A 24,144-nucleotide genomic window follows, 5' to 3' on the forward strand; every position below is an offset into this window, starting at 1 on the left:
CACCATGCCCCAGTACAACCCGCCGCTGCGCGACATGCAGTTTGTGATGCACGAAGTGCTGAACATCGTCGACGAGCTCAAGCAGTGCCCCAAGCACGCTGACATCGATGCCGACACCATCAATGCCGTGCTGGAAGAAGGCGGCAAGTTTGCGGCCGAGGTGCTGGCTCCGCTGAACCTCAGCGGCGACGCGGAAGGCTGCAAGCTGGACAAGGCCACCCATGAAGTGACCCCGCCCAAGGGCTTCAAGGAAGCCTATGCCAAGTATGTGGAAGGCGGCTGGCCGGCGCTGGGTTGCGACCCGGAATACGGCGGCCAAGGTCTGCCCCTGGTGGTCAATCAGGCTTTCTATGAAATGCTGAACTCGGCCAACCAGGCCTGGACCATGTACCCGGGTCTGAGCCACGGCGCCTACGAGTGCCTGCATGCCCACGGCACGCCCGAGCAGCAAGCCACCTACCTGCCCAAGCTGACCAGCGGCGAATGGACCGGCACCATGTGCCTGACCGAACCGCATTGCGGCACCGACCTGGGCCTGCTGCGCAGCAAGGCCGAGCCGCAAGCCGACGGCACCTACAAGATCAACGGCGCCAAGATCTTCATCTCGGCCGGTGAGCATGACATGGTGGAGAACATCATCCATCTGGTGCTGGCCCGTTTGCCGGACGCACCCGAAGGCTCCAAGGGCATCTCGCTCTTCATCGTGCCCAAGTTCCTGGTCAATGCCGACGGCAGCCTGGGTGCCCGCAACGGCATCTTCTGCGCCGGCCTCGAGCACAAGATGGGCATCCACGCCAACTCGACCTGCCAGATGGTGCTGGAAGACGCGGTCGGCACCCTGGTCGGCCAGCCGAACAAGGGCCTGGCCGCTATGTTCGTGATGATGAATGCCGCTCGCCTGGGCGTGGGCAACCAGTCTCTGGGCCTGACCGAAGTGGCGTACCAGAACGCCGCCGCTTACGCCAAGGACCGCATCCAGATGCGCGCGCTGAGCGGCCCCAAGGCGCCCGAAAAGGCGGCCGACCCCATCATCGTCCACCCCGATGTGCGCAAGATGCTGCTGACCGCGCGTGCCTACGCCGAAGGTGGCCGTGCTCTGTCGACCTATGTGGCGGTGACCCTAGACAAGGCCCTGGCCAGCGATGACGAAGACGAGCGCAAGGCCGCTGACGATGAAGTCGCGCTGCTGACGCCTATCATCAAGGCCTTCATCACCGACAACGGCTGGATCGCCACCTCGCATTGCATGCAGGTCTTCGGCGGCCACGGCTTCATCCATGAGTGGGGCATGGAACAGTTCGTGCGCGACGCGCGCATCAACATGATCTATGAAGGCACCAACACCATCCAGTCTCTGGACCTGCTGGGCCGCAAGATCCTGGGCGACAACGGCGCCAAGCTGAAGAAGTTCGGCAAGAAGATCGCCGCCTTCGTCGAGGAAGAGGGCACCAATGAAGCCATGCAGGAGTTCATCAACCCGCTGGCCGATCTGGGTGACAAGGTCACCAAGCTGACCACCGAGATCGGCATGAAGGCCTTCCAAAACCCCGATGAAGTGGGCGCTGCGGCGGTCGACTACCTGCGTGTGGTGGGCCACCTGACCTTCGCCTACTTCTGGGCCCGCATGGCCAAGGTGGCGCTGGATCGCCAAGCGAGCGGCGACAAGTTCTACAGCGCCAAGCTCTCGACAGCCCGCTTCTATTTTGCGAAGCTGCTGCCGGAAACGGCCACGCTGATCCGCACCGCCCGTGCCGGTCTGCAGCCTTTGATGGAAATGGACGAGTCGCTGTTCTAAGCCATACGTTCACCTAGCACCCCAGCCCGGCCGCCAGAGCCGGGCTTTTCATACCGAAACCAGGAGACGCCATGAAGAACTTGTTCGCCGCTGCCGTACTCAGCCTTGTTGCCGCAATGGCCTCAGCCCAGACCACCCCGGTGGGCCTGTGGAAGACCATCGACGACGACGGCAAGACCGAGAAGTCCCTGGTCCGCATCACCGAGAGCGGTGGTGTGCTGACCGGCACGATCGAAAAAGTCTTCGATCCGGCCAAGCAAGACGCCAAGTGCGACAAATGCGCTGACGAACGCAAGGACAAGCCGGTGCTCGGCCTGACCATCCTGCGTAACGTCAAGCAAGACGCCAGCGACAAAGAGCACTGGACCGGTGGCGAAATCCTGGACCCCAACAGCGGCAAGACCTACAAGGCGCGCCTGACACCGATTGACGGTGGCAAGAAGATGGAGATGCGTGGTTACATCGCCTTCTTCTACCGCACCCAGGTCTGGCAACGCGTCGAGTGAAGTGAAGTCACGATGAGCGGACTGCGCCTGCGCGCGTGTTCCCTCCCGAACCCGAGTCCGGTGCCTGAGAGCGGCGCCGGCCCCCTAGAAAAAGCCAAGCCTCTTCCAAGGAGAAGTACGTGAGTCGATTCCAAGTTCGCAAAGTTGCCGTGCTCGGCGCTGGCGTGATGGGCGCGCAGATTGCTGCGCATCTGGTCAACGTCAAGGTGCCGGTCGTGCTGTTCGACCTGCCGGCCAAGGAAGGCCCGAAGAACGGCATCGTCGCCAAGGCCATCGACGGCCTGAAGAAGCTCAAGCCCGCGCCGCTGGGCGATGTAGCCGACGCCGCGCTGATCCAGCAGGCCAATTACGAAGAGCACCTCGAGCTGCTCAAGGACTGCGACCTCATCATCGAGGCGATTGCCGAGCGCATGGACTGGAAGCTCGATCTGTACACCAAGATCGCGCCCTTCATCGCCCCGCACGCCATCGTCGCCTCTAACACCTCGGGCTTGAGCATCACCAAGCTGAGCGAAGTGCTGCCGGAAGAAATCAAGCCGCGTTTCTGCGGCATCCATTTCTTCAACCCGCCGCGTTATATGTACCTGGTGGAGTTGATCAACACCCCGACGACCCGTCCGGAAGTGATTGACCAGCTGGAAGGCTTCGTCACCACCGCCGTCGGCAAGGGTGTGGTGCGCGCCAATGACACGCCTAACTTCGTGGCCAACCGGGTCGGCATCGCCGGCATGATGGCCACCATGATTGAGGCCGAGAAGTTCGGCCTGTCCGTGGACTTGGTCGACGACCTGACCGGCAAGAAGCTGGGTCGCGCCTCGAGCGGCACCTTCCGCACCGCGGACGTGGTCGGCCTGGACACCATGGCCCATGTGGTCAAGACCATGCAGGACACGCTGCAGGCCGACCCCTTCTTCAGCACCTACGCCACGCCCAAAGTGCTGGCCGGTCTGATCGAGAAGGGCGCCATGGGCCAGAAGGCCGGCGCGGGCTTCTACAAAAAGGTCGGCAAGGACATCCAGCGCCTGGACTTCGCCACCGGTGAATACGTCGCCGGCGGCAAGAAGGCCGACGAGATCGTCGCCCGCATGCTGAAGAAGCCGGCTGCCGATCGCATCAAGCTGCTGCGCGAATCGAGCAATCCGCAGGCCCAGTTCCTCTGGTCCATCCTGCGTGACAGCTTCCACTATGTGGCCGTGCACCTGGCCACCGTGGCCGACACCGCGCGCGAGATCGACTTCGCCATGCGCTGGGGCTTCGGCAGCAGCCAAGGCCCCTTCGAGCTGTGGCAAGCCGCCGGCTGGAAGCAAGTGGCCGAGTGGGTCCAGGAAGACATCGCTGCCGGCAAGACTCTGGCCAGCGCACCGCTGCCCGCCTGGGTGTTCGAAGGCCCGGTGGCCGAGAACGGTGGCGTGCACAGCGTCAACGGTTCCTGGAGCGCCGCAGAAGGCAAGTTCAAGGCCCGTGCCGAACTGCCGGTCTACGCCCGCCAGGCCTTCCCGGAGCGTCTGGTCGGTGAAGGTGCCGTCGAGCCTCTGAAGGCCGGCACCGAGCTGTTCAAGAACGAGGAAATGCGCGTCTGGACGCTGGACAACGAGGTGGTCATCGCCTCCATCACCGCCAAGCTGCACCTGATCAGCCCGACCGTGACCGAGGGCCTGCTAAAGGCCGTTGAGATCGCTGAAGCCGGCTACAAGGGTCTGGTGATCTGGAGCCCGGATGATGTCTTCTCGGCCGGCGCCAATCTGGAAGCCCTGATGCCAGTCTTCATGAAGTCGGGTGCCAAGGGCATCGCGCCGGAAGAGAAGAAGCTGCAGGACATGATGCTGCGCGTGCGTTACGCCCAGGTCCCGGTGGTGGCTGCCATGCGCGGTCTGGCCCTGGGTGGCGGCGCCGAGCTGGCTGTGCATTGCGCACGCCGTGTCGCGCACATGGAAAGTTATGTCGGCCTGGTGGAAGTCGGCGTGGGCCTGATCCCCGGTGGCGGTGGCCTGACCTATATCGCCCGCCGTGCGGCCGAAATGGCAGCGGCCGGCAACTCCGGCGTCGACCTGTTCGCCTTCCTGAAGGACGGCTTCACCACCGCGGCCACGGCCAAGGTGGCGACCTCGGCCCTGGAAGCCAAGAAGAACGGCTTCCTGCTCGACAGCGATTTGATCGTGCCCAACAAGGACGAGCTGCTGCACGTGGCCAGCGCCCAGGTCAAGGGCTTGTTCGAGTCGGGTTACCGCCCGCCGCTCAAGGCCTTGTTCCCTGTGGCCGGTCGCTCGGGCATCGCCACCATCAAGGGCCAGCTGGCCAATATGCGTGACGGTGGTTTCGTCAGTGCGCACGATTTCCATCTGGCCGCCCTGATCGCCGATGTGGTCTGTGGTGGTGCGGTGGAAGCCGGCTCCATGGTCGACGAGGAGTACCTGATGTCGCTGGAGCGCAAGCACTTCTGCAGCCTGCTGGAACACCCCAAGACGCAAGAACGGATCATGGGCATGCTCCAAACCGGCAAGCCGGTTCGCAACTGAGGCTACTGCGCGAACCCATGGCGTCGTTGCAGCCCACGAACAATCCTCACGACCCTCAAGGTCGCTCCGGTTGTTCGCGGGCACCCGCGCCTAGCCCTGGGTCCGCTCGCTACGCCTCCCAAACACTGACGACACGATGAGCTCCGCTCCCAACCGCCTCGCACGTACCTTGGCCAAGCTCGACGCCTGGCCGGCGGCTGTGCGGCCGATGGCGCGCAATCTGGCGCTGCGCCGAGCCGTGCCCTTCACGGGAACGGCGAAGCTGGACTTTGTGCGCCTGGATACGGAAGTGGCGGAGATCGCCATCGCCAATCGACGGCCGGTGCAGAACCACATCGGCGGCGTTCATGCCGCGGCGATGGGCTTGCTGGCTGAGACGGCAACGGGCATGGTGGTCGGCATGAATGTGCGCGACGACTGCCTGCCGCTGTGTAAATCCATGCATGTGGATTTCAAGAAGCGCGCCAGCGGTGCGATGCGGGCACGCGCCACGCTGAGCGCTGCCCAGCGCGAGCTGATGTTGGCCGAGCCCAAGGGTGAGGTCACCGTGTCGGTGGTGGTGACGGATGAGGCCGGTGTGAACCCGGTTGAATGTGAATTTGTCTGGGCTTGGATACCCAAGACCCCCAAGAACTGAAAGGTTGGTTGAACATCATGGCAAAGCAAGTGCAAGAAGCGTATATCTGCGCCGCCACCCGTCTGCCCATTGGCAAGTCGGGCCGTGGTTACTACAAGAACACCCGCCCCGATGAGATGCTGGTGCGCGCCATCCAGGCGGCCCTGGCCCAGGTGCCGGGTCTGGACCCGGCCGCGATTGAAGACGCCATCGTCGGTTGCTCCTTCCCCGAAGGCGAGCAGGGCATGAACATCGCCCGCGTCGGTGCGGTGCTGGCGGGCCTGCCCAACAGCGTCGGCGGCGTGACCGTCAACCGCTACTGCGCCTCGGGCATCACCGCCTTGCAAATGGCCGCCGACCGCATCCGCGTCGGCGAGGCCGAGGTGATGATCGCCGCCGGTGTCGAGTCCATGAGCATGGTGCCCATGGGCGGCAACAAGCCCTCGCTGTCGCCGCTGATTTTTGAGCGTGACGAGAACATCGGCATCGCCTACGGCATGGGCCTGACCGCCGAGAAGGTGGCGCAGCAGTGGAAGATCAGCCGCGAAGACCAGGACGCTTTCGCTGCCGAGTCGCACCGCCGCGCCCTGGCGGCCATCGATGCCGGCCACTTCGCTGCCGAGATGACGCCGTTTGAATTGATCGAGCGCCTGCCCAATCTGGCCGATGGCTCCATCATCGAGCGTCGCCGCAGCGTCAGCATCGACGAAGGTCCGCGCAAGGACACCTCGATCGAAGGTCTGGCCCGCCTCAAGCCGGTGTTCGCTGCCCGTGGGTCAGTCACCGCCGGCAACAGCTCGCAGACCTCGGACGGCGCTGGCGCCCTGATCGTGGCCTCGGAAGCCGCCGTCAAGCGCTTTGGCCTGACCCCGTTGGCCCGTTTCGTCAGCTTCGCCGTGCGCGGCGTGCCGCCGGAAATCATGGGCATCGGCCCGATCGAGGCCATCCCCGCCGCGCTCAAGCTGGCCGGTATCACGGCTGCCGATCTGGACTGGGTCGAGTTGAACGAAGCTTTCGCTGCGCAGTCGCTGGCCGTGCTGAACGACCTGGACAGCAAGGGCATCGTGCTCGATCGCAGCAAGGTGAACCCGAACGGCGGCGCGATCGCCCTGGGCCACCCGCTGGGCGCCACCGGTGCCATCCGCGCCGCCAGCGTGATCCACGGACTGCGCCGGACCGGTGGCAAGTACGGCATGGTGACCATGTGCGTGGGTGCAGGTCAGGGCGCCGCAGGCATCCTCGAGCGTCTCTGATGTCGAGGCCGCACGGCGCTGCGAGGCGCCGTTTTCTGCGCGCCAGCGCGCTGCTGCTGGCCCCCACCGCCTTGGCGGGCTGCAGCGGCGAGTTGCAGTCCTTCAAGACTTGGCGTTATGCCCGCGAGGCGGTGCTGGAGTTGCTGTTCGGCGAACCGCGCCTACACGGCAATGCGCAGTGGAATCTGGTGCAGATGCTGCAGCACACGGCGCAGAGCATCGAGTTCTCGGTGCGTGGCTTTCCTGAGCTCAAGCCCGCCTGGTTCCGCGCCACGGCGGGTGCGGCCGCCTGGAGCTGGTTCGATGCGCGTGGCGCCATGTCGCACAGCCTGGATGAGCCGATTCCCGGCGCGGCCGCGCTGGACCCCGCATTGGCGCTGAAAGTGGCGGTGCAGCGTCTGCTTGATGCCATGGAAGCCTTCAGCAGCCACCAAGGCGCTTACGCTCCGCATTTCGCCTACGGCGATTTGACACGGGCGCAGTATGAGCGTGCCCACCTGATGCACCTGGCCAACCATTGGCAGCAGCTAAAGCCGCCGGCTTGAGCGCAGCCGCCCGCATGAGACCCAAGCCTGCACAATGGCGGGCTTGCAAGGAGAGTTTGAGATGAGCATCAAGACGGCAGTGGTCAATGGCGTGGCGACGATCGAGATCGCCCGCCCCGAAAGAAAGAATGCGCTGACCGGCGCCATGTACGAAGCCATGGCCGAGGCCCTGATCGCCGTCAACAGCGACAAGAGCGTGCGTGCCGTGTTGATCCAGGGTCAGCCCACTATCTTCACCTCGGGCAATGACATCGACGACTTCATGAGCCGCCCACCGCGCGATGAAGATGCGCCGGTGTTCCAGTTCATGCGCGCCCTGCTGGGCTGCGAGAAGCCGGTGATCGCCGCCGTCAATGGCGCCGCCATCGGCATTGGCACCACCTTGCTGCTGCACTGCGATTTCGTCTTCGTGGCCGATGACGCCCGCCTGGCCATGCCGTTTGTAGGCCTGGGCCTGGTGCCCGAGTTCGGCTCCAGCCTGGTCGTGCCGCGCCTGATGGGCCATGTCAAGGCGGCCGAGAAGCTGCTGCTGGGTGACCCCTTCACCGGCCCCGATGCGGTGGATTGCGGCATTGCCAACGCGGTGCTGCCGGGCAGCGAGGTGGTGGCCCATGCCCGCCGTGTGGCCGAGCGCTTCAACACGCTGGCACCGGGTGCCGTGCGCGAGAGCAAGCGCCTGATGCGCCGCCACAGCCAGGAGCAGCTTAACGAGGTGATCAAGGTCGAGGCCGAGATCTTCGCCGCCAAGCTGCGCTCTCCCGAGGCGATGGAGGCCTTCCAGGCTTTCTTCCAGAAGCGCGCCCCGGATTTTTCAAAGTTTGATTGAGCACCGGCCCCGCGGGCTCAGATCACATTGAGCTCGCGATAAGGCTGATTCGCCGCCAGCCGTGCCGGGCTCAAGGGGCTGAGGTCCAGGGTCTCAAAACGGCCGCTGCGTATCCACTCGGCCAGGCCGCGACCCACGCCCGGCGCATGCTGCAGGCCATGGCCCGAGAAGCCGCAGGCCAGCAGCAGATTGGCGCAGTCGGGCAGGGCGCCGACCAGGCCGTTGTGGTCGAAGTCGGTCATCTCGTAGTAGCCGGCCCAGGCCCGTTCCAGGCGCAGGCTCTCAAATCCCGGCACGCGCTGGGCCATGGCGGGCCAGAGCGATTCTTCAAACAGATCGGCCTCCGGGTCCAGCGGCAGGCCGGGCGCATCGTTCAGCGGCGTGCCGCCGCAGATGAACTGGTTCTGCCCTTCCGGCCGCAACCACAGGCCGCTCGGGTCAATCAGCAGTGGGCAGCCCGGCGCAGGCTCGGGGCTGCGAAAGACGTAAACGCTGCGCCGTCTGGCGCTGATGGGCAGGTCCAGGCCCGCCGTGGCCGCCAGGCTGCCCGACCAGGCGCCGGTGGCCAGCACATAGAGGTCCGCTTGCACGACCTGACCCTGTCGGGTGCGCACACCGCTGAGCGCACCGTGGCTGTCTCGCTGCAGCTCCACCGCTTCATCGGCCAGGTAGCGCACGCCCTGGCTCAAGGCTTGCGCACGCAAGGTCTGCAGCAAGGCCCAGCCGTCGAACCAGCCTTCTCCACTGCGCCCCCAGCTGCCCAGATGCAGGTCCTCACAGGCCAGCCAGGGCCAGCGCTGCTTCAGTTCGGCGGGCGGCATCAGCGCGATGTCGGCGCCGGCCGCGGTTTGGATGGCATGAAGGGCCCGCAGTCCATCGGCGCGCTCGGCCGTGTCGGCGAGGTAGAGGTAGCCCTGCTCGCTGAGGCCGCATTCCGGATGGGCGCGCAGCCATTGCAGGCCGAACTGCGACAGGTCGATGTTCAGCGGCGTGGAGAACTGCTGGCGGATCGAGGCGGCCGACAGGGCCGATGAGGCCTGGGCATAACTCGGGTCGCGTTCCAGCACGCGGATTTCGCCGCTCCATCCGCCCGCGGACAGATATGCCGCCACGGCGCTGCCGATGGCGCCGCCGCCGAGGATCAGAACCGATGAAGCCATGGTTGGCCGGATGTGGTCCTGGTGCTCAGGCTTGCTCAGCGAAGGGGCGGGGCTTGCCTTGGTCGTCGATGGCCACATAGGTCAGATTGGCCTCGGTGACTTTGACCACCTCTGGATTCATGGGGTTGCGCTCAGCCACCACTTCGACTCGCACAGTGATGGAGGTGCGGCCGATGCGGGTGATCTGCGAGTAGAACGAGAGCAAATCACCGACCGAGACGCGCTGCTTGAAGATGAACTCGTTGACGGCCACAGTGGTGACCCGACCGCGCGACAAACGCGCCGGCTGCACGGAGCCGGCCAAGTCCACCTGGGCCATGATCCAGCCGCCGAAGATGTCTCCGTTGGCATTGGCATCGGCCGGCATGGGCATCACGCGCAGCACCAGTTCGCGGGGCAGGGCAGGTGCGCCGGTGTTGGCGGATGCGGCGGGGATGCTGTCGGTGGGCGTACTGCTGCTGCTCATGGAGTTTCCTGGTTCGAGAAGGTCTGAATTGTCCGCCAATCGAATCGGCCGCAGGTGGGAGAGTCTGCGACTGTGCTGGACGACTGCTCCTATTTGGCGATGGCTCGGCCTCTGGCGAGCAAAGCACCGAGAATCCAGCCCAGACACCCGATGCGGCAGGGCCGCCCCCTCTTGGCCGAAGCCTGCCGACTTTTTGACGACGACAACACATGCGTGATCGAACTGCTGCATTGACAGCCCCCCCGGCTTCCGCACCCGCGGCGGCCCCTGTGCGATCGGATTGGGCCACCATCCGCAAGCTGCTGCCTTATCTGTGGCGCTACCGCTGGCGCGTGGGACTGGCCCTGGGTTTCATGTTGGCGGCCAAGTTCAGCAATGTGGGTGTGCCGCTCTTGCTCAAGTCCCTGGTGGACAGCCTGGCGATCAAGCCTGGCTCTCCCGAAAGCATGCTGGTGCTGCCCTTGGGCTTGCTGATCGCCTACGGCGGTTTGCGCCTGTCGACCTCGCTCTTCACCGAGTTGCGCGAGCTGATCTTCGCCAAAGCCACCGAGGGCACGGCGCGCAGCATTTCGCTGCAGGTGTTCCGCCATCTGCACGACCTCAGCTTGCGTTTCCACCTCGAGCGCCAGACCGGCGGCATGACCCGGGACATCGAGCGTGGCACGCGCGCCGTGCATTCGTTGATCTCGTATTCGCTCTACAGCATCGTGCCGACGCTGATCGAGGTGGCCTTGGTGCTGGGCCTGCTGGCCTTCAAGTTCGACGCATCCTTCGCCTGGATCACGCTCGGCGCCCTGGTGCTCTACATAGGCTTCACCATCACGGTGACCGAGTGGCGTACCAAGTTCCGCAAGCAGCTCAACGAACTCGATTCGGTGGCGCATAGCAAGGCCATCGATTCGTTGCTGAACTACGAGACGGTCAAGTACTTCAACAATGAAGACTTTGAGGCGCGGCGCTATGACGAAAGCTTGGAGAAGTTGCGCCGCGCTCAGCTGAAGTCGCAGTCCACCTTGTCACTGCTGAATACCGGCCAGCAGCTGATCATCGCCAGCGCATTGGTGCTGATGCTGTGGCGCGCCACGGCCGGCGTGGTGGCGGGCACCATGAGCCTCGGCGACTTGGTCATGGTCAATGCCTTCATGATCCAGCTCTACATCCCGCTGAACTTTCTCGGCGTGATCTACCGCGAGATCAAGCAAAGCCTGACCGACCTGGACAAGATGTTCAGTTTGCTGGAGCGCGAGCGCGAAGTGGCTGACCGCTCCGATGCTCGCGAGTTGCACGTCGCAGGTGCCGCCGTCCGCTTCGACAAGGTCAGTTTTGCCTATGACCCCAGCCGCCCGATTCTTCATGAGCTGAGCTTCGAAATTCCGGCGGGGAAGAAGGTGGCTGTGGTAGGCCCGAGCGGCGCCGGCAAGAGCACGCTGGCCCGCTTGCTCTACCGTTTCTATGACGTGGACTCAGGGCAGATCACCATCGACGGCCAGGAACTACGCTCGGTCACGCAGTCCAGCCTGCGCCGCGCCATTGGCATCGTGCCCCAAGACACGGTGCTCTTCAATGACACTGTGGCTTACAACATCGCGTACGGGCGACCGGGAGCCACGCAGGCCGAGGTCGAGGAAGCGGCGCGCGCTGCCCATATTCATGGCTTCATCAGTGCCACACCCAAGGGCTATGAAACCATGGTGGGCGAGCGTGGACTGAAGCTCAGCGGTGGCGAGAAGCAGCGTGTGGCGATTGCACGCACTTTGCTGAAAAACCCACCCTTGCTGATTTTTGACGAGGCGACCTCAGCCCTGGATTCCAGCAACGAGCGGGCCATTCAGGCCGAGCTGGAGGCCGCCGCACAGAACAAGACAGTGCTGGTGGTGGCGCACCGTTTGTCCACGGTGGTGGACGCGCATGAGATTTTGGTTCTGGAGGCCGGCCGCATCGTCGAGCGCGGTTCTCATGCCACATTGCTGGCGCTTCAGGGCGTCTATGCCCGGATGTGGCGTTTGCAGCAGGCCGGTGGAGCGTCGAGCGACTGAGGCGAAACGGTCCACAAGATCGGCGCGCAGCAAGCAAAACGCCGGGCCTGTTACCAGGTCCGGCGTTTGAGATGGCCCCATGCCCTGGACGGGCGGGCTACATCCAGATTGAAATCAGCGAGTGCTGCGGCGACGGCTCAAGCCCAGGGCTGCCAAGGCTGCAAAGCCAAGTGCAAAGGTGCTCGGCTCGGGCACTGTCGAACCAGGCTGGCCCAGTTGGATGTTGTCGAAAAAGTAGTTCGCCGTGCTTCCGAACAGCTTGATCGAGTAGGCCACGCCACTGAACTCAAACTTGGTAATGTCCCAGACACACAGGTCATCAGTGCTGCTAGGGCAAGAACCTGCGGGCGCCTTGAATTCCTCCATGCCGAGCAGATTGCCTTGCACGTCAAAGACTGCAGCTCGCCCGCTGGCGCCGAGCTTGCCCGCGTATTCGATCGAGAAGAAATCTGCAAAGCCTTCAGCGACCGTCAATGTCAGCACGTTCTCTTGCGTCGGGCTGTCGTTGAACATCGCCAGAGCGCCCAGATTCATCGGATCGCGGAAAAAGTTGCCCGAGCCACCGGCATCGCGAGCGCTGCGAATTCCGAATGCATTGCCGGAAAAGCCGATGCCGAGGCCAGCGTAAGGGTTGTTGCCTGCTTGGCTCAGATTCGTCATATCGCCGATCGTCTCAAACGTCAGCTGAGGAATCACGGTGCCTGCGAAGGCCGGTGCAGCAAGGGCCAGCACGGCAGATGCCACCAGTGTCTTGAGAGCGTTCATAACCTATCCCGTTGATTTGATTGATGGGTAGTGAGTTGCAGTGATGCCGGGTGACGGCTGCATCCTGCGAAGCTACCGTGGTGTCCGTTTTCCCCTGGGCTCGACTGTAATCACAGACATGCGCGGATGGCATGACCCGGCCCCCTCCACTTGAGGGGGCTGCGTGCCCGAAAATTCAAGCGGCAGAGGGTTTTCATGGGGGGCGGCCGGCGCGGCTACACTGAATCCGTGGAAACCAAGTGGTTTGAAGATTTCGTCAGCTTGGCCGAGACGCGCAGCTTTTCGCGCTCGGCTCAGCTTCGGCATGTCACCCAGCCGGCCTTCTCTCGCCGCATTCAGGCGCTCGAGGCCTGGGCCGGTGTAGATCTGGTCGATCGCTCCTCCTACCCCACGCGGCTGACGGGGGCCGGCGAAACCTTGCTGGCGCAGGCCGTGGAGATCTTGGGGAATCTCCAGGCGACGCGCAATATGTTGCGCAGCCACCAGTCCGCTGGGCAGGACATGATTGAGTTTGCCGTGCCGCATTCTCTGGCCTTCAGCTTCTTCCCCCATTGGCTGATGGATCTGCGCCAGCGCTTTGGTGCCCTGAAGTGCCGGCTCAATGCCCTGAATGTGCATGACGCCATGTTGCAGCTCAGCGAAGGCAATTGCGACCTGCTGATCGTCTATCACCATGCCAGCCAGCCCTTGCAGCTGGATCCCGAGCGCTATCAGATGGCCTCTTTGGGCCACGAGACGCTGGCGGCCTATGCCCGCGCCGACGCCCATGGCGAACCCATGTTTCGCCTGCCCGGGCATCCGGGCCAGAAGATCCCCTTTCTTAGTTATGCCTCGGGCGCTTACCTGGGCCGCTTGGTCGAGTTGATCGTCAAGGCCTCGCCCTTGCCCTTGAATCTGGACGCCATTTACGAAACCGATATGGCCGAGGGCCTGAAGGCCATGGCGCTGGAGGGGCACGGGCTGACCTTCTTGCCGGCCAGTTCGGTCAAGAAAGAGCTTCACGCTCAGCGCTTGGTGCAGGCCGCGCCTGCGGGACAGTTCGAACTGACCATGGAGCTGCGTATCTACCGCGAGCGGCCTGAGCTGTGCCGGCGAAGCAAACCAGGTGTGCAGGCGCTCTGGGACTTCCTCACCCAGCATCAGAAAATCGTCTGAGTGCCCGCGATTGCTGTCGGGGCCTTCGTAAAAACACGTATTTGGCTGCTGCCCTGCACGTGGTCTGCTCTGTCATCGCCTGCGGCCGCCGCTTTTCTCCTTCCCGCAACTGAAGTCTTTTGATTCTGGAGTGCTCATTCATGAACAAGAAATCCCTGCTTGTACTCGCCCTGTTCGCAGCCACCGGCCTGGCTCAGGCTCAGGACACGCTGAAGAAAATCAAGGACAGCGGCAGCGTCACCATGGGTGTGCGCGAGTCTTCCGGCTCCTTGTCCTACACCCTCGGTGACGGCAAGTACGTGGGATACCACGTCGAGATCTGCCAGAAGGTGCTGGCCGATGTGCAGAAGCAGCTGGGCCTGGCCAAGCTGGACGTGAAGTACCAGCCGGTCACCTCGCAGAACCGCATTCCGCTGGTGCAGAACGGCACCGTGGACATTGAGTGCGGTTCCACCACCAACAATGCGACCCGCCAGAAGGATGTGGCGTTTGCGGTCACCACCTTCGTCGAGGAAGTGCGTATCGCCGTCAAGGCCAATTCTGGCATCACCAGCATTGCTCAGCTGAACGGCAAGAACGTCGCCACCACCACCGGCACCACCTCGGTGCAGCTGCTGCGCAAGCATGAACGCGCGACCGGCGTGGACTTCAAGGAAGTCTTCGGCAAGGACCACGCCGACAGCTTCCTGCTGCTGGAGTCGGGCCGCGCCGACGCCTTCGTGATGGACGGCGCCATCCTGGCCGGCAATATCGCCAAGGCCAAGGTTCCGGCAGACTTCAAGATCGTCGGCGAAGTGCTGTCGGTCGAGCCGATCGCCATCATGATTCGCAAGGATGATCCGACCTTCAAGAAGGCCGTGGACGACAGCATCATGGCCCAGATGAAGTCGGGCGACATCGCCAAGACTTGGAGCAAGTGGTTCGAACAGCCCATCCCGCCGACCAACACCAAGGTGGGCATGGCGGTCAATGACAACACCAAGAACGCCTGGGCCCACCCGAACGACAAGCCGGCTGAGGAATACGCCAAGAAGTGAGCGTGAGCAGCGCAGTCTGAATCCAGACGGATTTTTGCTGTTTTCATGAACGAGGCTGCCGGGATTTCGCGCCCGGTGGCCTCGCTGTTTTTCTGATCGGGGAGCTGCTGTGGCGACGACTTGGGATTGGCAGGTGTTCTGCAAGAACACCATAGACCAGGAGGTGATGCCGCGCTGCATGGGCAATGCGGGCGAGATCACGTACCTGGATTGGATGATGTCGGCTTGGGGCTGGACGCTGTCGGTGTCCGGCCTGGCTTTGATCGTGGCGCTGTTCTTCGGCTTGCTGGTCGGCATTCTGCGCACCACGCCCAGCCGCGCACTGGTCTTGATCGGCGATGCTTGGACCGAGCTGTTTCGCAATATTCCGGTGCTGGTCCAGGTCTTCCTCTGGTACTTTGTGATTCCAGAGTTGGTGCCTGTGCTCAAGACCGTCCCCAGCTTTTTGCTGGTGGTGCTGGGCCTGGGCTTCTTCACTTCGGCGCGCATTTCCGAGCAGGTCAAGGCCGGTATCCAGAGTCTGCCCGGTGGCCAGCGCAATGCCGGCCTGGCCATGGGCCTGACCCTGCCGCAAACCTACCGCTATGTGCTCTTGCCGGTGGCCCTGCGCATCATCATCCCGCCGCTGACCAGCGAGGCCATGGGCATCGTCAAGAACTCGGCCGTGGCTTTTGCGGTGTCGGTGCCCGAGCTCATCATGTTTGCTCGCCAGGCCCAGGAAGAAACCTCGCGCGGCATCGAGATCTATCTGGCTGTGACCGGCCTGTACTTTGTGTCCTCGATCGCCGTCTTCGCCCTGGCACGTGTCATTGAACTGCGTGCCCGCGTGCCCGGCATGGTGGGGAGCGCCCAATGAATCTTGATTTCAGCTTTCTCAACTGGGGCGTGATCGGCAGCTATGTGCTGCAGGGCTTCTACTTCTCGGTGCAGCTGACTCTGGTGGCCATGGTGGGAGGTATCGCCCTGGGCACGGTGCTGGCCCTGATGCGTCTGTCCGGCAAGCCCTGGCTGGCGCTGCCGGCCGCCGCCTACATCAACACCATGCGCAGCATTCCGCTGGTGATGGTGATTCTGTGGTTCTTCTTGCTGATCCCCTTCGTCATCGGCCGGCCGCTGGGTGCCGAGATTTCAGCGGTGCTGACCTTCACCTTGTTTGAAGCAGCCTACTACGCCGAGATCATGCGCGCGGGCATCCAGAGCGTGCCCAAGGGTCAGACCCATGCCGGCTACGCCATGGGCATGAGCTACGGCCAGACCATGCAGTTGGTGGTGTTGCCCCAGGCCTTCCGCAATATGCTGCCGGTGCTGCTGACCCAGACCATCATCCTGTTCCAGGACACCTCCTTGGTCTACGCCATCGGCGCCTATGACCTGCTCAAGGGTTTTGAAACCGCGGGGCGCAATTTCAATCGCCCGGTCGAGACCTATCTGGTGGCCACGGCGGTCTATTTCGCCATCTGCTTCGGCATGTCCATGCTGGTGCGCCGCCTGCAAAAGAAGATCGCCATCATCCGCTAAACATGCAGCCCCCGGCGGTGCGTACACCACCGCCCCCCGAGGGGGCACTCAAACGGTTTGGGGCGGCCCGGCACCGTTTGAGCTGTGCACGCTCAAACAATCAGGAGTTCATCGATGATCGACATCAAAAACGTCTCCAAGTGGTACGGCAGCTTCCAGGTGCTGACCGACTGTTCCACCAGCATTCAAAAGGGTGAGGTGGTGGTGGTCTGCGGCCCCTCGGGTTCGGGCAAGTCCACCCTGATCAAGACCGTCAACGCGTTGGAGCCTTTCCAGAAGGGCGACATCGTCGTCGACGGCATCTCGCTGGCCGACCCCAAGACCAATCTGCCCAAGCTGCGTTCGCGCGTCGGCATGGTGTTCCAGCATTTCGAGCTGTTCCCGCACCTGAGCGTGACCGAGAATCTGACTCTGGCCCAGATCAAGGTGCTGGGCCGCACGCCCGACGAGGCCAAGACCCGAGGCCTCAAGATGCTGGACCGCGTCGGCCTGTCGGCGCACAAGGACAAGTTCCCGGGTCAGCTCTCCGGCGGCCAGCAGCAGCGCGTGGCCATTGCCCGCGCGCTCAGCATGGACCCCATCGTCATGCTCTTCGACGAGCCCACCTCGGCGCTGGACCCGGAAATGGTCGGCGAGGTGCTCGACGTGATGGTCAAGCTGGCCCAGGAAGGCATGACCATGATGTGCGTGACCCACGAGATGGGCTTCGCCAAAAAGGTCAGCAGCCGCGTTATCTTCATGGACGCTGGCAAGATCGTCGAAGACTGCAAGCGCGAGGACTTCTTCGGCAAACCCGAGGAGCGCTCACCGCGCGCCAAAGACTTCCTGGCCAAGATCCTGCAGCACTGAGCCGGGCCGCGTCTCGCGCGGCAGGGCTGATCGGTCGAATCAGACGCGTCCGAGTCTCACGGCTCGATCGCCGCCCCCACCACCGCCGCGCCGCCGCCAATCGTGCCGATGCGCGTGGCACGGCCGGTCTCCAGGTCGATGCGGTACCAAACCGAGCTGCCGCCACGGCTGATTGCCGAATACGCTGTGTTCGACACATCCGAAACATCGAGTGTGGCCCGCTCGAAGGTGCCCAGGCCCAGCGAGCCGACGGTGAACAGGCGGCCGCTATTGGGCGAGATCATGGGCTGCACGCCTTCCTTGCTGCCCTGATGCACCAGCAGGCCTTGCCGGCCCTCGAGCGCGTAGTTGGTGGTGATCTTCTCGTCGCGCTTGTTGTAGCTGTAGCCCGCTGCGACGATGGCCACCAGCTTGACCGCATTCACATCACCGGCATCAAAAGCGAGTCGGCCATCAAACTGCAATCCTGGCAGCTCGGCATTGCCGTCCACCACCGCGCCGGTGTCTGGGTGCAGGCGCAGATTGAAACCCGCGTCATTGACCACGCGGATGCGGTCCACGGTCGGATTGAAATCAAAACCCCATTCCTGTGCGCCGTCAGAAGGCAAGGCTGAGGGCGTGCCGACGGCGCTGACGCTGCCGTCCTGGGTGTTGATGCGATAGAGCTGGCCACTCGCGCCCAGGCCGTAGAGCTGGCCTTTGGCCACCCGGTAGTCGATGCCCAGCAGGCGCTCCTGTGGCGCCAGGCCACGCAGCGGCTTGCTGCTCAGCAGCACCTGCGGCTGGCCAGCGTTGAACTGGATCAGTTGCTGCGCGCTGGTGACGGCATAGATCATTTCCCTGGCGGCAGGCCCCGGAGTTTCGTCCGGCACGCTGCTGCAGGCCGCCAGTCCGACCAAAGCCAGCAGGGCCATGGCGGGGTTGAAACGCAAGAGGGTCGAGCTCATGAATTGCACTCCTGAAGCGGCACGTTAGAAGCGCCGAGCTGCTGTACTCGGGGCCAGCCGATGCTGCCACGCTTGGGGCCGGTTCGCTGGCGGCTGTCGTAAGTGCTTTGTGGAATTGTTTGCTTGGCTTGACAGCGTCAAACCTTGGCCTCGCAGACGCAATTGCGCCCACCGGATTTCGCGGCGTACATGGCCTTGTCAGCCCGACTCAGCAAGGCCTCCAGGTCATCGCCGAGCTGGCGCTGGGCGACGCCGATACTGACGCTGACCGGCAGCGAGGTGCCACAGCGCGACCAGTCGAAATCGGCCACGCGTTGACGCACGCGCTCGCAGATCTGCCGAGCTTCGCCCAGGGGCCGCTCCGGCAGCAGCAGCACAAACTCCTCGCCTCCCAGGCGCGCCAGCACATCGCTGGCGCGGATGTCATGCTGCAGCAGCTGAGCCAGTTGCTTGAGCACGGCGTCGCCAACGGCATGGCCGCATTGGTCGTTGACATGCTTGAAATGGTCGGCATCAATCAAGGCCAGGGTTAGCTGGCTTGGCTCGGGGCCGGCGTCCCAGAAGGCGCGCGCCTGCGCCTCCAGGCCGCGCCTGTTCAGCAGCTCGGTCAGCCCATCGCACATGGCGTCTTGTTGCAGCTGGGCGGCGCGCGCCATCAGCTCGGTCTGGCTGCGTATCAGTGCGGCCTCGCGCTGGATGGCGGCGCGAGCGGTCAGGCGCGCTTGTTCGGCCTCGGCCCAGACCTCCGCGCTGCGAGCCACCATGCGCAGGCGGCGCTTGTAGTGTTCCATCATCAGCTGATGGCGTTGTTCGTAGCGTTGCAGGGCCGCTTGCAGATGGCCGTAGCTGCGCTCCAGGTGGCTGAGCTCGAAAAGGATCTGATGGGTCAAATCGGGTTCACGGCATTCTTGCGCGGTCACCAGCGCGCGCTCCAGGGCCTCACGAGCTTCCTGCTCGCGGCCCCCTTCGGCCGCGGCCATGCCGCGTGTCAGGCCCAGCTCCGCGCGCAGGGCCGCGTTCTCGGCGGCCACCGGGGCGGCCAGCTGCAGCAAAGCCGGCACGCCGGTCAGCTGGCCCTGCAAGACCAGGGCGCGCGCGTGTTTGACATGGGTCTCGCCCAGGATGCTTGTGTGGCCATTCAGGATGCAGGCCTCGGCGGCCCGCTCGTACCAGCGGCTGCAGTCCTGGGCATGGCGGGCGGCGGCTGCGTCGTCGTGGAGCTCGCGGCAGCGCAAGGCCTGGGTCAGATGGATCTCGGCCAAATTGGACAGACCGGCGCAGGCCGAGAGGCCGTAGCCATGGGTTTGTGCTTGCTCGATGCCGACGCTCAGGCTTTGTTCTGCGAGCTGCCAGTCCCCCATCTGGCTGATCAGCACGGCGCGGTTCAGGTGGGCCCGAACCAGCTCACGTGCCGCGCCCTGCTGTTCGGCCAGGGCCAGTGCCTTGCTGGCCCATTCCAGGCCTCGCTCCGGGTCGCCCAGCATGCCGAGCGAGAAGCCAAGGACGCTATATGCCCGGCCCAGTTCCTGGCGTGCTTCGGTCGCCTCCAGCACCGGCACATGAGGCAGCAAACGCTGCATGGCCTCCTCGTGGCGGGAGTCGTAGGCGGCGATCAGGCCCAGGGCGATGGCGGCGCGGCTGGTGGCCAACTCGTCGTCTTGGGCCGCTTCCAGGCAGCTTTGAGCCAAGTCGCGGGCGGCTGCCAGCTGGCCTTGGTCGAGCAGACCATAGGCACGTTGCAGCTCGGGGCTCATGGGTGGTGTTGTACTCATGGCCGGCCAGCCCTGCTTGCTGCTGAGGCCAGGGTGGCTGCTCTCAAATCGAAGCCAGCACGGCCGCCCAGGGCGCGGCAGGATTTGGGACAATCAAGCTCATGGCGCATACATCTTCCCCCTCCACATCTTCGTCCTCGTCTGCGGCCGTCTCGGCGGCTCCTCAGACCTTGAGTATCACCCGGCCCGATGACTGGCATCTGCATGTCCGGGACGATGCGGCCTTGCAAAGCGTGCTGCCCTACACAGCCCGCCAATTCGCCCGCGCCATCATCATGCCCAATCTGCGCCCGCCGGTGACCACGGCCGCGCAAGCCATTGCCTACCGCGAGCGCATCGTCGCTGCCGTGCCCGCAGGCCTGAGCTTCCAGCCGCTGATGACCATGTACCTGACCGACGTGACACCGGTCGAGGAGATCCAGCGCGCCAAAGACGCCGGTGTCGTCGCCCTCAAACTCTACCCCGCAGGCGCCACCACCAACAGCGATGCCGGCGTGACCGACATTCGCAAAACCTACAAAACCCTAGAGGCCATGCAGCGCGCTGGCCTGCTGCTGCTGGTGCACGGCGAGGTGACCGACCCGGACATCGATGTTTTCGACCGCGAGGCCGTTTTCATCGACCGCGTGATGCAGCCGCTGCGCCGCGACATGCCTGAGCTCAAGGTGGTGTTCGAGCACATCACCACCAAGGAAGCGGCTGATTACGTCAGCAGCGCCGACGACTTCACCGCCGCGACGCTGACGCCTCAGCACCTGCTTTACAACCGCAATGCCATCTTCACCGGCGGCTTGCGCCCGCATTACTACTGCCTGCCCGTGCTCAAGCGCGAGCTGCACCGCCGTGCCTTGATCGAGGCCGCCACCTCGGGCAGCAAGAAGTTCTTCCTCGGTACCGACAGCGCGCCGCACGCCTCGCAAATGAAGGAAAACTCGGTCTGCGGCGCCGGTTGCTTCACCGCCATGTCGGCGCTCGAGCTCTATGCCGAAGCCTTCGAGGCCATGGGTGCGCTGGACAAGCTGGAGGCTTTTGCCAGCTTCAACGGCCCCGACTTCTACAACTTGCCGCGCAACACCGGCCAGGTCACCCTGGTCAAACAGGACTGGACCCTGCCCAGCGCCGTGCCCTTCGGCTCGGCCGAGATCAAGCCGCTGCGCGGAGGCGAAACCCTGGGCTGGAAGCTGCTCTGAACGCGCGGCTCTCGGCGGACATCGACTGGGACGCCGCCTGGCTGGCGCCCTACCGGCAGCGGGGTCAGGTCTTGAGTGCCGCCCTGGCTGCAGGCGCCAGCGTCGCCGAGGCGCTGAACGACCAGCTGCACGCGCAGCCTATCCAGCTCTCGGCCGGTGCCTTGCGCTTTGTTGACCAGGACGAGCTGCCCGATGGCGAGGCCTACGAGGCCTTCATCCACCGCACGGCTCGGGTGCCCACGCGCGACAACGCGCATGACTTGCTCAACGGCCTGATCTGGCTGCATTGGCCGGCCATCAAGACCCGCCTCAACGCGCTGCACGAGCAGGCCCTGGCCGAGAGCGGCGGTGTGCAGACCCGGCGCGGGCCGCTGCGCGATGCCCTGACCTTGTTCGACGAAAACGCGGCCTTTTTGCAGGCGCCGCGAGCGCTGGAAGAGGCCCTGCGTCAGCGCGACTGGCCCCGCCTGTTCGGTCCTTTGCGACCCTTGTGGCAGCAGGCGCGCCTGCATCTGTTCGGCCATGCCTTGCTGGAAAAGCTGATGCACCCGCGCAAGCCCATCTGCGCCCATGTGTTGCTCTTGCCCGAGACGGCCGATCCCGCGCATCCCGGGGCCTGGATGGCGGCCGAGGCCTTGGCCAGCAAACCCTTTGTGCCGCTGCCGGTTCTGGGCGTGCCAGGTTGGTGGCCCGGCAATGAAACCGTCGATTTCTATGCCGATGCGGCCGTGTTCCGGCCCATGCCGGGCGCGCAAACCGGCTAGCATCGCCGCTTCCCTGGAACTTGAGGAGCTTCCTCTTGCAATTGACGACCTTGAATCCGGCGCGGCGCGCGCCGTCCTGGCGCGGGCTGCTGACGCTGGCTTTGCTTCTCTGCGGAGCCGCCAGCCAGGCGGCCCCAGAGTCCGTGCCGGCGCCTGCAGCGGCCGCATCGGCGCCACCGGCGGCCGTCTCGGCGACGGCCCGGCGTGTCTACGAGGGCACGCGCGGCCAGTTGCTGCAGATCCGCACCCTGCTCAAGAACCAGGACAGCCAGGCTTCGGTCGGCTCGGGCTTTCTGGTCAGCGAAGATGGCCATGTGCTGACCAACTACCACGTGATCAGCCAGTTTGCCCTGGAGCCTGAGCGTTATCGCCTGCGCTTTGCCAGCACCGAGGGCCAGGAAGGTCAGCTGGAGCTGCTGGATTTCGACGTGCGCCGCGACCTGGCCTTGCTGCGTGCGCCCGCCGGTGCTTTGAAAGGGCGGGGCGCTCTGAGCTTCCGACCCGTGGAGCGGCCACTGGCCAAGGGCGACCGCATCTACTCGATGGGCAACCCGCACGACGTGGCTTTCGCCGTGGTCGAGGGCACCTTCAACGGCCTGGTTGAGCGCAGTTTCGACCCGCTGATCTATTACTCGGGCAGCATCAATTCGGGCATGAGCGGCGGTCCGGTGGTCGACGAAGACGGGCAGGTGGTTGGGGTCAATGTGTCGGCCATGTTCTTCGCCCAGCAGATGAGCTTTCTCGTGCCCGGTGATTTTGCCCGTCAGCTGTTCGAGCGCAGCCGCACGGCCAAGCCCATGAACACCCCGGCCTGGCCGCGCTTGCGCGAGCAATTGCTGCGCTATCAGGACGAGCTCAGCGCGCGCTTCATCCAGCAGCCCTGGTCCTCGGCCGGGCACAGCCGTTACCAGCTGCCGGTGCCGCAGGAGCAGTTCATGCGCTGTTGGGGTCGCGGCACGCCGGCGGACAGCAAGGGCCTGGAATTCCAGCGTTCGCAGTGCCGCATGGAGCACGCCGTGTTCGTCAGCGACGCCATGCAAACCGGCTATCTCGACATGTCGCACGAAGCCTATGACGGCGGCAAGCTCGGGGCCATCCGCTTTGCCAAGCAGTACTCGGCCAGCTTCCGCAATGAGCGCCTGGGCCGCAATGACAAGGACCGCACGGCGCCATTCTGCAAAGAGGAGTTTGTCGAGCGTGACGGCCTGCCCCTGCGCGCCGTGGTCTGCCTGCGTGCCTATCGCAAGCTGGCCGGGCTGCATGACTTGAGCGTACTGGTCACCACAGTAGACGCCAGCACCGAAGGCGCACTTGGCCGTTTCGACGCCCGCGGCGTCAGCTTTGACAACGCGCTGAAACTGAGCGCGCATTACTTGGAGGGCTTTGCATGGAACGGCAAGAAGACCAGCGCATCGCGGTGATCGAGGTGCTGGGCCGCGACGGCGAGGTCCGCGCGCTCCAGCGTATCCATCAATGGCCGGCCTTGATCGGCCGCTCCGTGCTCTGCGATGTGGTGCTGGAAGACAGCCATGTGGCGGCCGAACATGCGTTGCTGCTGTGGGACGAGCAGGGCCCGCGCCTGCGCTTATTGCCCAGCCTCAACGGCGGCTGGCTTGACGACCGCCGCATGGGCGGCGGCGAAGTGGCCACCATGCCGGCGGCTGCCTCTTTCCAGCTCGGCGCCACCCACCTGCGCTGGCGCAGCAGTGCTGAAGTCTTGGCTCCTGAGTTGCCTATGCAAGCGCATCAGCAGCGCGCCGCCAAGGCCGCTGCGGTCTGGGTTCCCGGCCTCCTGTGCCTTTGGCTGGCCCTGCTCTGGTTTGACCAATGGTCCTTGCTCAACCCGGGCTCACCCTGGGTGGACTACAGCGGCGCCGTGCTACTTCCGCTGGCGGTTCTGCTCGGCTGGGCCGCCCTGTGGTCCTTGGTGACCCAGCTCTTCCAGCACCGCTTCCCTTTTGCCAGCCATTTGCGCCGGGCCCTGGTCGGCTTGACCGGCTTGCATCTGCTCGGCCTGGGTCTGCCCTTGCTGGCTTACGCGCTGAATGCGCCGCGCCTGATGGTGGTGGATGCCCTGGTCTTCCCGCTCGGTGTGGCGGCCCTGCTCTGGTGGCATGCCATCCTGGTCTGGCCCCGAGCGCGGCGCTGGTTGGGCCTGGCCATCGCAGCCGGGTTGCTCACCTTGCTGGTGCTGACAGTGGCGCGCCGCCTGGAACATCAGCATTGGTTTGGCCCGAGTTACCTGAGCGCCTTGCCGCCGCCGTCCTTCCGTTTGACCGAGCCCAAGCCACCCGAAGCCTTGATTGACGCCTTGCGCCCGCTCGAAGCCGAGTTGGCCCGGCAGGCCAGCAAGGACAACGAGACACCGAGCGGCGACGGCGAGTCGGACTGAGCCCCGGCGCTAGCAGGTCGCATGCAAAAGAAAAGG

The 24,144-nt window shown here is 64.4% G+C and carries 22 protein-coding genes; 17 read left to right on the forward strand and 5 right to left on the reverse strand.

From position 1 onward, the window contains the following. The first annotated feature begins 4 nt into the window (after window positions 1-4). From LNV28_RS14665 to LNV28_RS14695, 7 genes are all read left to right on the forward strand, one after another. Window positions 5-1,795, forward strand: a complete 1,791-nt coding sequence (locus LNV28_RS14665) for an acyl-CoA dehydrogenase C-terminal domain-containing protein (RefSeq protein ID WP_263518890.1) — start codon at window positions 5-7, stop codon at window positions 1,793-1,795. 71 nt (window positions 1,796-1,866) lie between these two features. Further along, a complete protein-coding gene (locus tag LNV28_RS14670; protein ID WP_263518889.1) occupies window positions 1,867-2,301 on the forward strand; it encodes a DUF2147 domain-containing protein in 435 nt (144 codons plus the stop codon). A 119-nt stretch (window positions 2,302-2,420) separates the two neighbouring features. Then, on the forward strand, window positions 2,421-4,817 hold the full coding sequence (locus LNV28_RS14675; RefSeq protein ID WP_263518887.1) for a 3-hydroxyacyl-CoA dehydrogenase/enoyl-CoA hydratase family protein: 2,397 nt from the start codon (window positions 2,421-2,423) through the stop codon (window positions 4,815-4,817). A gap of 136 nt (window positions 4,818-4,953) precedes the next feature. Continuing rightward, window positions 4,954-5,454: a DUF4442 domain-containing protein gene (locus LNV28_RS14680; protein WP_263518886.1), complete on the forward strand. Its 501-nt coding sequence runs from the start codon at window positions 4,954-4,956 to the stop codon at window positions 5,452-5,454. A 17-nt stretch (window positions 5,455-5,471) separates the two neighbouring features. After that, the gene (locus tag LNV28_RS14685) at window positions 5,472-6,686 is read left to right on the forward strand and encodes an acetyl-CoA C-acyltransferase (protein WP_263518884.1); all 1,215 of its coding nucleotides are present in this window, start codon (window positions 5,472-5,474) and stop codon (window positions 6,684-6,686) included. After that, on the forward strand, window positions 6,686-7,231 hold the full coding sequence (locus tag LNV28_RS14690; protein WP_263518882.1) for a DUF1569 domain-containing protein: 546 nt from the start codon (window positions 6,686-6,688) through the stop codon (window positions 7,229-7,231). The genes LNV28_RS14685 and LNV28_RS14690 overlap by 1 nt, the downstream gene beginning before the upstream one ends. Before the next feature lie 61 nt (window positions 7,232-7,292). Beyond that, window positions 7,293-8,057, forward strand: a complete 765-nt coding sequence (locus tag LNV28_RS14695) for an enoyl-CoA hydratase (protein WP_263518880.1) — start codon at window positions 7,293-7,295, stop codon at window positions 8,055-8,057. A gap of 17 nt (window positions 8,058-8,074) precedes the next feature. On the opposite strand, the gene LNV28_RS14700 is transcribed toward LNV28_RS14695, so the two are convergent. After that, window positions 8,075-9,217, reverse strand: a complete 1,143-nt coding sequence (locus tag LNV28_RS14700; protein WP_263518877.1) for an NAD(P)/FAD-dependent oxidoreductase — start codon at window positions 9,215-9,217, stop codon at window positions 8,075-8,077. 25 nt (window positions 9,218-9,242) lie between these two features. After that, window positions 9,243-9,683 carry an acyl-CoA thioesterase gene (locus LNV28_RS14705; RefSeq protein ID WP_411910618.1) on the reverse strand — a complete coding sequence of 147 codons (441 nt, stop codon included), beginning with the start codon at window positions 9,681-9,683 and terminating at the stop codon, window positions 9,243-9,245. 209 nt (window positions 9,684-9,892) lie between these two features. Between LNV28_RS14705 and LNV28_RS14710 the strand changes: the two genes are divergently transcribed. Then, window positions 9,893-11,719, forward strand: coding sequence for an ABCB family ABC transporter ATP-binding protein/permease (locus tag LNV28_RS14710; RefSeq protein WP_263518875.1), 1,827 nt, complete (start codon window positions 9,893-9,895; stop codon window positions 11,717-11,719). 114 nt (window positions 11,720-11,833) lie between these two features. Here LNV28_RS14710 and LNV28_RS14715 read toward each other — a convergent pair whose 3' ends face one another. After that, window positions 11,834-12,484 (reverse strand): PEP-CTERM sorting domain-containing protein, encoded by a 651-nt coding sequence (locus LNV28_RS14715; protein WP_263518873.1) that lies wholly within the window; start codon window positions 12,482-12,484, stop codon window positions 11,834-11,836. A gap of 228 nt (window positions 12,485-12,712) precedes the next feature. Between LNV28_RS14715 and LNV28_RS14720 the strand changes: the two genes are divergently transcribed. The 5 genes from LNV28_RS14720 to LNV28_RS14740 all read left to right on the forward strand — a co-directional run bounded on the left by LNV28_RS14720 (window position 12,713) and on the right by LNV28_RS14740 (window position 17,043). Continuing rightward, entirely contained in the window at window positions 12,713-13,639 is a 927-nt protein-coding gene (locus LNV28_RS14720; RefSeq protein WP_263518872.1) for a LysR family transcriptional regulator, read from the forward strand. A gap of 140 nt (window positions 13,640-13,779) precedes the next feature. After that, window positions 13,780-14,676, forward strand: coding sequence for a transporter substrate-binding domain-containing protein (locus LNV28_RS14725; protein ID WP_263518870.1), 897 nt, complete (start codon window positions 13,780-13,782; stop codon window positions 14,674-14,676). Between the two features lie 166 nt (window positions 14,677-14,842). Beyond that, on the forward strand, window positions 14,843-15,532 hold the full coding sequence (locus LNV28_RS14730) for an amino acid ABC transporter permease (RefSeq protein ID WP_263519164.1): 690 nt from the start codon (window positions 14,843-14,845) through the stop codon (window positions 15,530-15,532). Beyond that, on the forward strand, window positions 15,529-16,194 hold the full coding sequence (locus LNV28_RS14735; RefSeq protein WP_263518869.1) for an amino acid ABC transporter permease: 666 nt from the start codon (window positions 15,529-15,531) through the stop codon (window positions 16,192-16,194). Before LNV28_RS14730 ends, LNV28_RS14735 begins: the two co-directional genes overlap by 4 nt. 114 nt (window positions 16,195-16,308) lie before the next feature. Further along, window positions 16,309-17,043 (forward strand): amino acid ABC transporter ATP-binding protein, encoded by a 735-nt coding sequence (locus LNV28_RS14740; protein ID WP_263518867.1) that lies wholly within the window; start codon window positions 16,309-16,311, stop codon window positions 17,041-17,043. A gap of 56 nt (window positions 17,044-17,099) precedes the next feature. Here the strand turns inward: LNV28_RS14740 and LNV28_RS14745 are convergent, their stop codons facing one another. Next, window positions 17,100-17,990, reverse strand: a complete 891-nt coding sequence (locus LNV28_RS14745; protein ID WP_263518865.1) for a DUF4394 domain-containing protein — start codon at window positions 17,988-17,990, stop codon at window positions 17,100-17,102. Between the two features lie 137 nt (window positions 17,991-18,127). Beyond that, entirely contained in the window at window positions 18,128-19,762 is a 1,635-nt protein-coding gene (locus LNV28_RS14750; protein ID WP_263518863.1) for a GGDEF domain-containing protein, read from the reverse strand. Window positions 19,763-19,863: 101 nt separating this feature from the next. Between LNV28_RS14750 and pyrC the strand changes: the two genes are divergently transcribed. From pyrC to LNV28_RS14770, 4 genes are all read left to right on the forward strand, one after another. Further along, the gene (gene pyrC, locus LNV28_RS14755; RefSeq protein WP_263518861.1) at window positions 19,864-20,952 is read left to right on the forward strand and encodes a dihydroorotase; all 1,089 of its coding nucleotides are present in this window, start codon (window positions 19,864-19,866) and stop codon (window positions 20,950-20,952) included. Between the two features lie 71 nt (window positions 20,953-21,023). Further along, a complete protein-coding gene (locus LNV28_RS14760; protein WP_263518859.1) occupies window positions 21,024-21,716 on the forward strand; it encodes a DUF3025 domain-containing protein in 693 nt (230 codons plus the stop codon). A gap of 35 nt (window positions 21,717-21,751) precedes the next feature. Next, window positions 21,752-23,137, forward strand: a complete 1,386-nt coding sequence (locus LNV28_RS14765) for a S1 family peptidase (RefSeq protein WP_263518857.1) — start codon at window positions 21,752-21,754, stop codon at window positions 23,135-23,137. Then, window positions 23,104-24,108, forward strand: coding sequence for an FHA domain-containing protein (locus tag LNV28_RS14770; protein WP_263518855.1), 1,005 nt, complete (start codon window positions 23,104-23,106; stop codon window positions 24,106-24,108). The genes LNV28_RS14765 and LNV28_RS14770 overlap by 34 nt, the downstream gene beginning before the upstream one ends. The last annotated feature ends 36 nt before the right edge of the window (window positions 24,109-24,144 follow it).

Origin of the sequence: Paucibacter sp. DJ2R-2 (assembly GCF_025717675.1) — a bacterium.
Classification (GTDB): domain Bacteria; phylum Pseudomonadota; class Gammaproteobacteria; order Burkholderiales; family Burkholderiaceae_C; genus Paucibacter_A.